Annotated in this window: 11 protein-coding genes and 2 pseudogenes; 11 read left to right on the forward strand and 2 right to left on the reverse strand. The window is 68.1% G+C overall.

The window, feature by feature from the left end:
• Positions 1-149 precede the first annotated feature (149 nt).
• The 4 genes and pseudogenes from J8403_RS34355 to J8403_RS43960 all read left to right on the forward strand — a co-directional run.
• Complete coding sequence (locus tag J8403_RS34355; RefSeq protein WP_211126540.1) at positions 150-998, forward strand: oxidoreductase; 849 nt, start codon at positions 150-152, stop codon at positions 996-998.
• Positions 998-1612, forward strand: a complete 615-nt coding sequence (locus tag J8403_RS34360) for a TetR/AcrR family transcriptional regulator (RefSeq protein WP_211126541.1) — start codon at positions 998-1000, stop codon at positions 1610-1612. Before J8403_RS34355 ends, J8403_RS34360 begins: the two co-directional genes overlap by 1 nt.
• Before the next feature lie 114 nt (positions 1613-1726).
• Positions 1727-1981: pseudogene (locus J8403_RS34365) on the forward strand (transposase); the annotation flags it as partial.
• A gap of 92 nt (positions 1982-2073) precedes the next feature.
• Positions 2074-2424: pseudogene (locus J8403_RS43960) on the forward strand (NF041680 family putative transposase); the annotation flags it as partial.
• A 95-nt stretch (positions 2425-2519) separates the two neighbouring features.
• Here J8403_RS43960 and J8403_RS34370 read toward each other — a convergent pair.
• Positions 2520-3230, reverse strand: coding sequence for a GntR family transcriptional regulator (locus tag J8403_RS34370; RefSeq protein ID WP_211126542.1), 711 nt, complete (start codon positions 3228-3230; stop codon positions 2520-2522).
• 119 nt (positions 3231-3349) lie between these two features.
• Between J8403_RS34370 and J8403_RS34375 the strand changes: the two genes are divergently transcribed.
• The 7 genes from J8403_RS34375 (at position 3350) to J8403_RS34405 (ending at position 12044) form a co-directional block, all read left to right on the forward strand.
• Positions 3350-4186, forward strand: a complete 837-nt coding sequence (locus J8403_RS34375; RefSeq protein ID WP_211126543.1) for a fumarylacetoacetate hydrolase family protein — start codon at positions 3350-3352, stop codon at positions 4184-4186.
• Positions 4187-4200: 14 nt separating this feature from the next.
• Positions 4201-5127, forward strand: coding sequence for a VOC family protein (locus J8403_RS34380; protein ID WP_211126544.1), 927 nt, complete (start codon positions 4201-4203; stop codon positions 5125-5127).
• 265 nt (positions 5128-5392) lie between these two features.
• On the forward strand, positions 5393-6616 hold the full coding sequence (locus tag J8403_RS34385; RefSeq protein WP_246586122.1) for an MFS transporter: 1224 nt from the start codon (positions 5393-5395) through the stop codon (positions 6614-6616).
• Positions 6617-6627: 11 nt separating this feature from the next.
• Positions 6628-8115: a bifunctional 3-(3-hydroxy-phenyl)propionate/3-hydroxycinnamic acid hydroxylase gene (locus J8403_RS34390; protein WP_211126546.1), complete on the forward strand. Its 1488-nt coding sequence runs from the start codon at positions 6628-6630 to the stop codon at positions 8113-8115.
• On the forward strand, positions 8112-8954 hold the full coding sequence (locus tag J8403_RS34395; RefSeq protein WP_211126547.1) for an SMP-30/gluconolactonase/LRE family protein: 843 nt from the start codon (positions 8112-8114) through the stop codon (positions 8952-8954). Before J8403_RS34390 ends, J8403_RS34395 begins: the two co-directional genes overlap by 4 nt.
• Positions 8951-10951, forward strand: a complete 2001-nt coding sequence (locus J8403_RS34400; protein WP_211126548.1) for an acetoacetate--CoA ligase — start codon at positions 8951-8953, stop codon at positions 10949-10951. Before J8403_RS34395 ends, J8403_RS34400 begins: the two co-directional genes overlap by 4 nt.
• A gap of 130 nt (positions 10952-11081) precedes the next feature.
• On the forward strand, positions 11082-12044 hold the full coding sequence (locus tag J8403_RS34405) for an amidohydrolase family protein (RefSeq protein ID WP_211126549.1): 963 nt from the start codon (positions 11082-11084) through the stop codon (positions 12042-12044).
• 189 nt (positions 12045-12233) lie between these two features.
• Here the strand turns inward: J8403_RS34405 and J8403_RS34410 are convergent, their stop codons facing one another.
• Positions 12234-12926 carry a TetR/AcrR family transcriptional regulator gene (locus J8403_RS34410; RefSeq protein ID WP_246586123.1) on the reverse strand — a complete coding sequence of 231 codons (693 nt, stop codon included), beginning with the start codon at positions 12924-12926 and terminating at the stop codon, positions 12234-12236.
• Positions 12927-13019: the final 93 nt, after the last annotated feature.

Below are 13019 nucleotides of genomic sequence, written 5' to 3' on the forward strand. Positions count from 1 at the left end.
CCACCTGCGACGACGACTTTTCGAGCGGACAGGGTGGCGGAGCCGTAAGGCGTCACCAGAATCTGCATGGCGATGATAAAAATCGACGTCGTGTAGAGTTTGAGGTGGGGGAGCAACCAGGCTCCTTCCGAGTCCCAGCTGGAGGAACAATGCAGCAGCAGAAGTGGCTCATCACCGGCGTCAGCACGGGCCTCGGACGTGCCTTCGCCCAGGCCGCCCTGGCCACCGGGCACACCGTCGTCGGCACGGTCCGCTCCGAGGAGGACCTGCGGGCCTTCGAGGGGCTTAAGCCCGGGCACGCTCACGGCCGCATCCTGGACGTGACGGACGACCACGCCGTCTCGAATGTGATCACGGAGGTAGAGCAGAGCATCGGTCCCTTGGATGTCGTCATCGCCAACGCCGGCTACGGCCTGGAGGGCACCTTCGAGGAGACGCCGCTGGCCGAGGTGCGGCGGCAATTCGAGGTCAACGTATTCGGGGCAGCGGCCACCCTGCGCGCAGCACTGCCCCACATGCGCCGACGCCGCCGCGGACACCTGATGGCCGTCACCTCCATGGGCGGGCTCATGGCCGTGCCCGGCATGTCCGCCTACTGCGGCAGCAAGTTCGCCCTGGAAGGCATCCTCGAAGCACTGGGCAAGGAGGTCGCACAGTTCGGGATCCACGTGACGGCGATCGAGCCCGGCTCCTTCCGCACCGACTGGGCCGGACGGTCCATGACACGCACCGCGCAGTCCGTCGACGACTACGACGAGCTGTTCACCCCCATTCGCGAAGCGCGGCAGAAGGCCAGCGGGAACCAACTGGGCAACCCGGCCAAGGCCGGGGAAGCCGTCGTGCACATCACGACGGTGGACCAGCCGCCGGCCCACCTCGTCCTGGGCTCGGACGCGCTACGACTGGTCGCCGCTGCGCGCACTGCCGTGGACGAGGACATCCGCGCATGGGAGACGCTCTCCCGTACGACCGACTTCGACGAGGGCGCTCAGCTCTGATGCCCGGCCACCACCCCGCGCGGAACCGGCGCGCCACCGAACGCAAGGGCGATGTCCGAGAGCGGGCCATTCTCGACACCTGCGAAGCTCTGCTCGCGCAAAAGGGCTACGACGCCATGACCGTCGGCGACATCGCCCAGGGCGCCGGCATCACACGCGGCGCCCTGTACTTCTACTTCGGCTCCAAACAAGAAGTGGTCACGGCACTCGTGGCCCGGACCGTTGAACACCTGTGGGAGCGATCCCGGGCCACTGCGCAGGCCGACGAGCCGCGCCAGGCCATCGCAGAAGCCATGCAGCGCACGGTAGAGCTGTGGAACGAGCACGGCCTGGTCATGCGCACGGCGATCGACCTGTCCCTGACCGTGCCGGAGATCGGCGAGCTGTGGAGCCGTACAGCCGACTTGTTCATCACAGCCATCACCGCTGTCCTGGAACGAGCCGGCGTTCAGCCCGGCACCGAACCGGAACAAGCGTCGGCGATGGCACGCGCCCTGTGCTGGATGATCGAGCGGACCTTCTACCACGCCTCGCAGGAGTCCCGCGAGAATTTGCAAAAGGCATCCTCGACCTGCGAACACATCTGGCTGGTCAGCGCCGGGCTGACCGCCTGATACATCTGGCATGGACGGTGGAGCATAAGACGTTGTCCTATGTGGGTGTGTGAGTAGAGGAGTTGGGTGGGCCGACCGTTCTGTCCCTGCGCACAAGCAGGAGCAGTGGGGCCGGACGCTGAAGTGATCCTGAGCTTTTCCGGCCTCGGGGTCCAGCTCGGCGCCCGGGTGCTTGCCGAGATCGGAGACGATCGACAGCGGTTCGCCGACGCCCGGGGCCTCAAGGCTTACGCCGGATCGGTACCCATCACCCGCGCGTCAGGCAAGAAACACCACGTCGGACGCCGCGTGGTGAAGAACGACCGACTCAACCATGGCGGCTACCTGTGGGCCTTCTCAGCCTTGCGATCCTCGCCCGGAGCCACTGCCTCCAGACCGGCGAAATCGACGAACACGTCGCGTTCCCCTCCGAACTGGCCGCAGCCGCTTGACACGTTGGCATCGTGGGATGTCTGGGCTGAACCGCACCGAAGGTCCGCGATCCGCACACTGCCGACCTGTGGACGTGGCTGATCATCGCCGCCCACACCCAACTCCGCCTTGCCCGGCCCCTCGCCGAGGATCTTCGCCGCCCCTGGGAACGGCCGACGCAGCCTCGTCGGCTCACCCCTGCCCGGGTCCGACGGGGGTTCCGCCACCTCCGCGTGAAGACCGCCCGTCCCGCCGACGTGCCCGGACCCTTCAAGTCCGGCCCCGGACGCCCACCAGGCTCGAAGAACCGCAGGCCAGCCCCACGTCACAAGCCTGGGAGGACCATGAAACGAATGGAAACCCTCACCGAACACATCCGCCTGAGACAGCAGCAAGCTTAATGATCAAGCTTAGATGACACCGACTGCCTCGGCGCGGTGAACGACCGCCGCTGAGACCACGGCGCGAGGCAGGCTCGCTGACCAGCACGTTTCTTTCAGCAACCACATGGGGGGCCGGGGTCCTGCTTGCCTATTTCCTCGTGCCGCCCGTAATCGTTGAGCAGTAGTTGCGTGGTGATGTTGATGTGCTGGCTGAGTGCCTCGACGACGCCTGGTACATCCCGGGCGATGGCGTGATCGCAGATCATCTGGTGTTCTGCGGCGACATCGCGGTGGCTGTGCTCGGCCGGTGTGCGGGCCCAGCAGCGGTAGACCTCGGCGGCATCGCGCAACTGTGTGGCGATGTCCCGCAGCTGCCGGTTGGGACATCCCTCCAGCAGGACGCGGTGGAAGCGGGCGTGGGCGTTCAGCCAGTGTTCGCTGAGGGCTCCGTCGTCGCTGAAGTACGGAGTGCGGGCGAGATGGTGGTGTGCCGCGAGCAGATCGGACTCCCACTCGATGGTGCCGGCGGCGACGGACTCCCGGACCACGTGGATTTCGATGAATACGCGGGCCTCGGTCAGCTCCTGAAGGCGCTCGGGGGAGACGGTGACGACCCGGAACCCTCGCTGTGGCGCGAAGGTCGCCAGCCCCTGGCCGACCAGCCGGGGCAGCGCCTCCCGTATTACCCCGCTGCTGGCGCCGTAGCTGTCCTTCAGGGCTTCCACGCGCAGACGTGAACCGGGTTCGTGTCGTCCGTTGAGGATGTCCGCGCGCAGCCGCTGGTAGATCTCCTCGGCACGGGTCATGGAGCTGGTAGTCGCCATGTCGCAGATTCTAGCGCCCCTAGATATTCTAAAAAAATCTCGAGATTTTCTTGACGTGTCGACTGGGAGGGGCGTTGACTCTGGTCATCCAGAAGCAGGAAGACCGGAGGCGGCGCGCGATGCGGACGACGACCAGAGCAGGACGGATGTGCCTGGTGACCGGAGAGGCGGTGATCGATGTCGAGCAGGCCAGTGCAGGCCGGTTCCCGGCTGATCCGCTGGCAGTGTTCGAGGAGTGGGACGCCTTCCGGTCCTGGGCCGCTGAGCTGGAGGCTGCGGGTGTCCAGGCGCCGGCCGGGCCGGACGGCAGCGTCTCGCCGACACCGCGGCAGGTGTTCGCGATCGGGCTGAACTACCGCGACCACGCCGAGGAGGCCGGCCTGGCGGCACCTGAGTCCCCGTCGGTCTTCACCAAGTTCGCCACGTCCCTCACCGGCCCCGACACGCAGCTGCGGCTGCCCGGCGGCCGCGTTGACTGGGAGGCCGAGCTGGTGGTGGTGATGGGGCGCCGGGCGGAGCACGTTGCCGCAGGGGGTGCCTGGTCCTACGTGGCCGGGCTGACCGTGGGGCAGGACTACTCCGAGCGCGATGTGCAGTCCGTGGGCCCCGTGCCGCAGTTCTCTCTCGGCAAGTCCTTCCCCGGATTCGCGCCGACCGGCCCGGTGCTGGTCACGGCCGACGAGTTCGCCGATCCGGACGACCTGGCGATCGAGTGCCTCGTCAACGGGGAGAGCGTCCAGAAGTCACGAACCTCTTCGATGATCTTCCCGGTCCCGGAACTGATCGCACGGCTGTCCGCGGTGTGCCCGCTGCTGCCGGGCGACCTGATCTTCACCGGCACCCCCTCAGGAGTGGGACATGCCCGCACCCCCCAGCGCTACCTGCGGCCGGGAGACGAGGTCGTCACCCGTATCGAGGGCATCGGACAGCTCCGGCAGACCTGCGTCGCCGCCTGAGAGAGGGGTACCCCATGCCTTTGCACAGACTTCAGTCACTCACCGTCGGAGTGCCGGATGTGGCCGAGGCGGCCGACTACTACGTCGACTTCGGACTCGAGGAGGTGGCACCCGGACGGTTCGCCACCGTCGAGGGCGGCGAGCAGTTCTTCCTCGAGTACTCTCCCGTCCGGCGGCTGCTGGGGATGACGGTCGCCGCCGACGACGGCGACGACCTGGACCGGATCGCCGCGAACCTGGAACGGCTCCAGTTGCCGTGCGAACGCGACACCGGCTCCCTGCGCACCAGGGAACCCATCGCCGGTGTATCGGTCGAGGTCCGTGTCGCACCCCGGCTGACCCGGATCACCGTCCCGGCCACCCCGTACAACGGTCCCGGACGCCTGGACCGTGCCGGCACCCGGGCACCCGTACTCTCCCGCACCGACCCAGTCCGGCCCCTGGCCCTGGGCCACGTCGTCATCGGTTCGGTGGAACAGGAGTCGACACAGCGGTTCTTCACCGAAGGACTCGGATTCAAGGTCAGCGATGTTGTGCCCGGCTCGGCCGCGTTCCTGCGCTGCTCCACCGACCACCACAACGTCCTGGTGCAGCAGGCGCCACTGAACTTCCTGCACCACACCTCGTGGCAGGTGACGGATGTCGACGAGGTGGGCCGGGGCGCCACGCGCATGCTCACCGAGCACCCGGAACGCCATGTGTGGGGGCTCGGCCGCCACCACATCGGCTCAAACTTCTTCTGGTACCTCAAGGACCCGGCCGGCAACTTCAGCGAGTACTACGCCGACATGGACTGCATCGTCGACGACCAGCTGTGGACGCCACGCTCCTTCGAGGGCATGCAGGCGCTCTACACCTGGGGGCCTCCGCCGCCGCCGTCGTTCCTCGCCCCCGAAGACCTGGCCGCGCTGATGGCCGGCGCCCATAAGGCCAATAACTGAGAGCGCTCGACACCGTAAACCGCGGCAAGGCGCGTTGCCCCGCCCGCATCACACGGATGAGGCCCCGAGCCGCATTCCTGCGCCGACCCGCCGTCGACGAGCCGCACAGAGACACCTCCGCCCCTTTCCCGCAGCGCCGCGGTCAGCAGTCGCGACGGGTGAGACTGTTGAAATCGGAGCCGGAACATTGAGCACACCAGCCTTCGTCCGTCGGCGCGGCCAACCGTCCCCGGGCCCTTCATCGCCGTCAGGCACCGCACTCGCCGTGGGCCTGGCTGTGATGACGCTGGAGGGCTTCGACCTCGTCGCCTACGGTGCGACCACTCCGCTGCTGCTGGGCTACCGTCCCTGGCACCTCTCCGTCGCCTTCGTCGGCCTGCTCGGCAGCCTCACTCCGATCGGCATGCTCGTCGGCTCCCTGCTGGTCGGCCAGTTCACCGACCGGTTTGGCCGGCGCCGCACGACCCTGATCAGTATCGCGGTGGTCAGCGCCGGGATGTTCGCCTGCGCCGTGGCAACCCTTCCCTCACTGTTCGGCGCCGGCCGATTCGTCGTCGGGCTCGGTGTCGGTGCGATCTACCCGGCGATGGCCCCACTGATCTTCGAACTGGCCCCGGACAGGCGAAAGAACCTTTACTCGGGCATCGTCCAGTGTGGGACCGCCATCGGCGGTTCGTTCGCGGCCCTCGTCGCCAACACACTGCTGAGTGGGCACAGTTTCCACCAGGAGTACCTGGTCGGCGGCATCGCCGGTCTGCTTCTGCTGCCCATGGCCTTCGTCTGGCTGCCCGAGTCCACGGAGTACCACCAGGCGGTCAGCGCGTCGGCCCCCGACCTCGGCAACCGTGGTGTCCGGCTGGTGTTCAGACCGCCCTACCGCGGCACCACCCTGATGTTCTGCGCCATGGCGGCCCTGTCGTTCTTGCTCATCTTCGGCATGAACACCTGGCTGCCGCGGCTGATGCAGACGGCGGACTATCCGTTGCAGGACTCCCAGACCTTCCTCGTGCTGCTGAACCTCGGTGCCACCGTCGGCGGGCTCGCGATGGCGCTGCTGGCTGACCGTGCCGGATCGAGGGGCCCGATCACGGCCAGTTTCGCCCTCGGAGCCGCCGCGATCGTCGCCATGAGCGCCCAACTGCCGCTGCCGGTGCTCTACGGCATCGTGATAGTCGGCGGCTGCGGCGCGGTCGGGGTCCAGGGGCTGATCAACGTGTACATCTCGCGTTCCTACCCGGTGACCGCGAGGGCCAGCGCGGTGGGTGTCGCGCTCGGGGTGGGCCGCATCGGCGCCATCGTCGGCCCCACGCTCGGCGGCTGGATCCTCGCGGCCGGCCTGGAACCCCGCTGGAACTTCGTCCTCTTCGCCGTCCCCGCCGTCCTCGGTGCGGCCCTCGCCCTGGCTGTCGGCGGACGGACATCCCAGAATCAGGGCCGTCTCGCCCCCGCGCCGCGCGCCAAAGAGCCGACGGCCGGACACACAAAATGAAAGAGCGCATCATGGACACCTACGACATCGCCGTCGTCGGCTGCGGCCCGGTCGGACTGGCTCTCGCACGACTGTTGGCCATGAAGGGGCTCCGGGTCGCCGCCATCGACCCCAACCGGCTCGTCTGCCAGCATCCGCGCGCCACGCATCTCGACGACGAGACCATGCGCCTTCTGCAGACCCTGGGCGCGCAGGACATGGAACACCGGTTCCTGCGCCAAGCCGCCTGGACACTGCACCGGGAGGACGGGCGGGCCTTCCTCCAACAGATGCTGCCCGAGGAGGAGTCGGACCAGGGCTGGCGCACCGACTACCAGTTCCACCAGCCGGACTTCGAGTCGCGGCTGCGGGGTCTGCTGGCGGCCGACGCGAACGCGGACCTCTGGTTCGGCTGGACGGCCACCGCGATCGAGCAGGACGACAAAGCGGTGCGGCTCACGCTGCTCGACCGGTCGACCGGAGCCGAAACCACTCTCACGGCCGGCTACGCCGTCGGCTCCGACGGCGCCAACTCCTTCGTCCGGCAGGCGATGAACGCCGAAGTCGAGGACCTCCACGGCACTCAGCGTTCCCTCATCGTCGACATCCACCCCTTCGAACACCCTGCACAGCTCCCAGCGGACAGCGGATTCATCTGGTGCGAGGGGAAGCGGCCCGTGACCTACGTCCCGATCTTCCCACCCATGCTCCGCTTCGAGTTCATGCTGCTCGACGAGGACGACGCGGCAGAGCTCGAACGACCGCAGTCGGTGTACGACCTGCTGAGCCGCTGGCTGGAACCCGGCAGCTACCGCATCATGCGTACTGACACCTACGAATGGCACGCCCGGCTCGTGCACGGCTGGCGGTCCGACCGTCTGCTGCTCGCCGGCGACGCCGCGCACGAAATGCCTCCCATGCTCGGCCAGGGCATGTGCTCCGGGCTGCGCGATGCCGCGAACGTGGCGTGGAAGCTCGCCGCCGTGGTCAAGGGCGAAAGTCCCCAAGCCCTGCTCGACACCTACGAAAGCGAGCGGGCTGCGCACGTGCGCCCTTACATTGAGGAATCCGCTCGGCAGTCCAACCTGATCGAAGCCCTCGGAATGGGCGCGTTCCCGGAGCTGAACGGAACGCAGACGATCGAGAGGTACCGGCCGCTGCTAGGGCCAGGCGTGGTTGTCCAGCCCGGCGGAGCCATCGGGCAACTGAGCCCGCAGCCACGCGGCGCGAACGGGGAGAAGCTGGACGATGTGAGCGGATACGGCTTCACCGTCGTGGGGAAGCCGGAGGTCACCTCCGCCGTGTCCGTGGATGTGCAGCAGCTATGGCGCCAGCTCGGCGTAGTGGCCGTCCCGGAGACGGGGCCGGCCATCGACCGCTGGCTGGCCGAACACGCGGCGGCAGCGGCAATCATCCGTCCGGATCGCTACACCTTCGCCCTCGTCGCCGACACGGCGGAACTGGAGCGGGCCACCCGCGACCTGGCGCGGACGGCATCGGTACAGGAGGTGGGCGTGTGAAGGAGTACGCGGCCGGAATGACGTGGGGGGAGGGCCCCCGCTGGCAGCGCGGTGCACTGTGGCTGTCCGACACCCAGGGCGGGAAGCTGTGGACCGACCACGACGGCCCCTGGCGCGGCATCCCGCTGGATGCCATCCCCAACGGCCTTTGGTTCCTGCCGGACGGGCGGCTGGTCGGGGCCATGATGCATCAACGGCGTATCGGCGTGTGGACCGGTGAGCAATTCGACACTTACGCGGACCTGAGCGCGGTGGCCACCGGTCCGCTCGGCGACATGGTCGGCGACCCGCACGGCAACCTTTACGTGGATGACGTCGGCTTCGCCGCGCACGCCGGTGAGCCATTGCGACCGGGTCGGCTGCTGCGCGTTGCTGCAGACGGAGCGGTACACGTGGCCGCCGAAGACGTTGAGTTCCCCAACGGGCTGGCCTTCGCCGGCGACGGCCGCACCCTGGTTGTCGCCGAGACCACCCGGCAACGACTGACCGCCTTCACCGTCGCAGACGACGGTGCCCTCACGGACCGTCGCACCTACGCCGACCTCGCCCACCTGATCGGCGACGACGTCCGGCCGGACGGAATCTGGTCGACACAAGACGGAGTCTGGGTGGCCACCACGACCGGACACGCCGTCGCCCTGGTGCGGGAGAACGAGCTGGTCACCTCGATCGGCACCGGGACGCTGCTGCCGATCGCATGCTGCGGCGACGGCGGGAACCGGCTCTTCGTCACCCTCGCCGACACCCATGGCCTCCCCCTGGGCGAGGCCATGGCCACAAAGTCAGTGCACACGACGGTCGCACTGCTCGAAGTACCGAAGGCGGGGGACACCTCATGAGCACGAAACCACCGGACTGGACCCCGACGACACAGGCTGTCGAAAACGCCCGGATCACCGACTTCACACGGTTCGCCTCACGGCACGCAGGACGTGACCTGAGCGGTGACTACCACAAGCTGTGGGCGTGGTCGGTTGACGACGTGAGCGGCTTCTGGGCCGTGGTGTGGGACTACTTCCGTCTGCCCGAGCGCCCAGCGAGACCCGCGCTGGCGACCGAGGCCATGCCGGGAAGCGTGTGGTTCCCCGGCAGCACGCTGAACTACACGGCCGAGGTGTTCCGCGACCGGACCGGCACCGACACCGCCGTCATCACGGTGACCGAGGACACCGGCCCGGTGGCCATCACCTGGCACCAACTGCGCCGCCAGGTCGCCTCACTCGCGCAGGCACTCACCGGACTTGGCGTGCGCATGGGTGACCGGGTGGTGGGATACCTCCCCAACGGGGTGCAGGCCATCACAGCCTTCCTCGCCACCGCCAGCCTGGGCGCGACCTGGGCGGTGTGCGGGCAGGACTACACCGCGGCCGCGGCCGAAGCACGGTTCACACAACTCCAGCCGACCGTGCTGATCGCCGGGACCGGCTGCCTCCACGGCGGGAAGCACATCGACCGCTGCCCCGACGTACAAGCCCTGCGCGACGCACTGCCGACCCTGGCGGCGACCATCGTTGTAGGGGACGCGACACGGGTGCCCGACGCCCTTGAGTGGTCCGCGCTCACCGAGCACGACGCCGACTTCGCACCCCGCCCCGTCCCGTTCGACCATCCGCTGTGGGTCGTGTTCTCCTCGGGCACGACCGGACGGCCGAAGGGCATCGTGCACGGGCACGGCGGGGTCGTGCTCGAGCAGCTCAAAAACCTGGGCCTGCAGCTTGGCCTGCGCGCCGGGGACCGCCTGCTGTGGCACACCACGCCGAGCTGGATGATGTGGAACGTCTTGGTCGCTGGTCTGCTGCTGGGTGCCACAGCCGTGTGTTACGAGGGCAGCCCGACGTATCCGGATACCGATGCGCTCTGGCAGCTCGCGGCCGGCCTGGAGGTGAAGGTCCTGGGTACCAGTCCCGGCTACCTGGCGGCGTGTCGCAAGGCTGGCGTGCGGATCACCGACCACTATCCGGCCTCGCTCGAGCGCCTGGGCGTCACCGGCTCGACGTTCCCCGGCGACCTGCAGCACTGGATCGCCGGCGAGCTCGGGCCCCGGACACAGGTGGTGTGTACCAGCGGCGGCACCGACGTGGTCACCGCGTTCGTCGGTGCCACCCCCACCACTCCGGTCTGGGCCGGGGAGCTGTCCGCCCCCTGCCTGGGCGTGTCCGTGGAAGCCTTCGGCCCGGACGGGAAGCCGGTGCGGGGCGAGGTGGGGGAACTGGTAGTACTCCGGCCAATGCCGTCGATGCCGCTCTTCTTCTGGGACGATCCGGACGGCTCTCGCTACCGCAACGCCTACTTCGACGTATACCCGGGAGTGTGGCGGCACGGCGACTGGATCACCATCACCGATCAGGGCTCGGTGATCATGCATGGCCGGTCCGACGCGACCCTGAACCGCCACGGCATACGCATGGGCAGCAGCGACATATACGGCCCGGTGGAGGAGCTCAAGGAGGTCGCAGAAGCTCTCGTCGTCGGGATCGAGCAGGACGGCGGCGACTACTGGATGCCGTTGTTCGTCACCACCACCGACGGCATCGACGTCGACGACGTGCTGCGCGAGAAGATCCGCAACGCCATACGCCACGGAGCCTCCCCCCGCCACGTACCCGACGAGATCATCCAAGCCCCCGGTATCCCGCACACCCGCACCGGCAAGAAACTCGAAGTCCCCGTGAAACGTCTGCTGCGCGGAGACGCTCAGGACACCGTGGTCGACCCCGGCAGCGTCGACAGACCAGAACTGATCGACTGGTACGCACGGATCGGCGCCGCTCACCGTACGCGGCGTGGCACCGCTCTCGGTTCCGCTCCGTCCCGATCAGCGAACGGCAGACCCTAGAGCATTGAACGCTGCCCCGGGCTGCCCGACGCCGAGGCCGGCAGCATCGTTCCTGATAGCGGGGCCAGTCTGTCCGAGACCTGCCTACCGCCTCCGATCACCGCACAAGGCACGACGAAGGAGCCCTGCCATGACCTACATCGCCTTGGAAGAAGCTTTCATCATCCCGGAGTTGTTCTCGCGCCAACCCTCGTCGCCCCAGAAGATCCAGGTCAGCGACCAGTACGTCAAGGACTGGGGACGACGCCTGGGTGACTTTGAGGAGCACCGTCTTCCCGACATGGACGCACACGGCATCGACATTCAGATCCTGTCGCTGAGCGTCCCCGGCATCCAAGCCGACACCGACGCCGGCGCCGCCGTCGACAACGCCCAGTTTGCCAACGACTTCCTCGCCCAGACCATCGCTCGCCACCCCACCCGCTTCAGGGGGTTCGCCGCCCTCCCCCTGCAGGACCCTGCCGCCGCCGTGGCCGAACTCCAGCGCTGCGTCGAGCAGCTCGGATTCAAAGGTGCCTTGGTCAACGACCACACGCAGGGCCGATACTTGGACGATCCCGCATATGAGGAACTGTGGAGCGCGTTGGAAGAGCTCCGTGTGCCGTTGTATCTGCACCCCGGTTCGCTGCCCTGCGACGACTGGCACGTGATGCGCGGACGGCCCGAGATGTACGGGGCCAGCTGGAGCTGGCAGGCCGAAACCGGCGGCCACGCCATGCGGCTGATCTACGCCGGAGTGTTCGACCGGCACCCCGCCGCAACCCTCATCCTCGGGCACCTCGGCGAGTTCCTGCCGTTCCAACTCTCCCGCATCGACTCGCGCTACCGCTCGCTCCGGGTCGACGAACCGCTCCAGCGGATGCCGTCGGAGTACTTCGGGAGCAACATCCTGATCACCACGAGCGGGGTACTGGCCCCGGAGGCCGTACAAGCCGCCGTGCTGACCATCGGGGCCGACGCGGTCATGTTCGCGGTCGACTACCCGTACGAGGTTACGGCCGACGCGGTGGCCTCGATCGAGAAGGCTGACCTTCCATCCCAGGTGAAGGAGAAGGTTGCCCATCTGAACGCCCGACGTGTGCTGCGCATCTGACCGCAGCGCCTCGTCGGCAAGGCCGCCCAGCTCGGGCAGGGGGTCTGGTCCGGAGAAGACGGCGTGGCGGGCGAGCCGCTCGGCAGCCGTGGGATGCTCGCCGAACAGGAGCGCCAGACCCCGCCGGTGCGACTCCCTGTTCTGCCGCTTCGGCTGGGCATCGCACCTTCCCCGGCGCGTGATCAGATGTCAGATGGAGTCCGGGGCCAAGCCCGGGTCATCCCCGTACTGGGGCAGGAGGGCCGCGATCTCGGCTGCCGGGCGGGCTGTGTGCAGGCTGAGCAGGTCGGCGATCAGGTCGTCCAGGGGTGGCCAGGGAATGTTCCCGTGGTCGTTGTAGAGGCTGACCAGGCCGTGCAGCGCGGTCCAGAGCATGAGGCCGGCCTGCCACTGCTGCTCCGCCGAGGGCTGCCTGCGCTCTCCCTCGGCGGCGGCCGCCAGGGAGGTCACGACGGCCTCGAGCAGTTCGGCCCCGGCGCCGTGCGCTGATCCGGGGACAAGGTCGTCCGGCATCCGCCCGCCGAAGAGAGTGCGGTAATGGCCGGGCTGGCCGACTCCCCAGCGCACGTAGGCCGCGCACCGGGCGACGAGGTCGACCAGTGGATCCGGGGCTGACTCCGCGGCCTGGTCCATCAAACGGGCCAGTTCCTCATAGCGCAGCCGCAGCACGTGCTGGATCAATGCGCTCAGGTCGGGGAAGTGGCTGTAAATGCTGGCAGGTGCCACCCCGACCTCACGCGCTACCTGCCGCAGCGTCAGCGTCTCCGGCTGATCAAGGGTGGACAGCAGCTTCGCCGCGGCGTCTACGAGCTGGGCCTTGAGGACCTGCCCCTGCCCGCGCGGATTGCGGCGACGGGGAGCGGAGCGCTCCTGAGACGACATCTTCGCCCCCTTCTGACCAGTGCGAACAGTTGAGCAACAGATGTTCACCGTACAGGCAGCGCACGCCCTTGACATCACTAACCAACGGTTGTT

It is taken from the genome of Streptomyces yatensis (genome assembly GCF_018069625.1).
Taxonomy (GTDB): domain Bacteria; phylum Actinomycetota; class Actinomycetes; order Streptomycetales; family Streptomycetaceae; genus Streptomyces; species Streptomyces yatensis.

Bases quoted from the DNA above. Each gene is read 5' to 3' on its own strand.
- J8403_RS34390 (WP_211126546.1), top strand. From the start codon at position 6,628: ATGGACACCTACGACATCGCCGTCGTCGGCTGCGGCCCGGTCGGACTG.
- J8403_RS34410 (WP_246586123.1), bottom strand. From the start codon at position 12,926: ATGTCGTCTCAGGAGCGCTCCGCTCCCCGTCGCCGCAATCCGCGCGGG.
- J8403_RS34360 (WP_211126541.1), top strand. From the start codon at position 998: ATGCCCGGCCACCACCCCGCGCGGAACCGGCGCGCCACCGAACGCAAG.
- J8403_RS34400 (WP_211126548.1), top strand. From the start codon at position 8,951: ATGAGCACGAAACCACCGGACTGGACCCCGACGACACAGGCTGTCGAA.
- J8403_RS34380 (WP_211126544.1), top strand. From the start codon at position 4,201: ATGCCTTTGCACAGACTTCAGTCACTCACCGTCGGAGTGCCGGATGTG.
- J8403_RS34355 (WP_211126540.1), top strand. From the start codon at position 150: ATGCAGCAGCAGAAGTGGCTCATCACCGGCGTCAGCACGGGCCTCGGA.
- J8403_RS34370 (WP_211126542.1), bottom strand. From the start codon at position 3,230: ATGGCGACTACCAGCTCCATGACCCGTGCCGAGGAGATCTACCAGCGG.
- J8403_RS34375 (WP_211126543.1), top strand. From the start codon at position 3,350: ATGCGGACGACGACCAGAGCAGGACGGATGTGCCTGGTGACCGGAGAG.
- J8403_RS34405 (WP_211126549.1), top strand. From the start codon at position 11,082: ATGACCTACATCGCCTTGGAAGAAGCTTTCATCATCCCGGAGTTGTTC.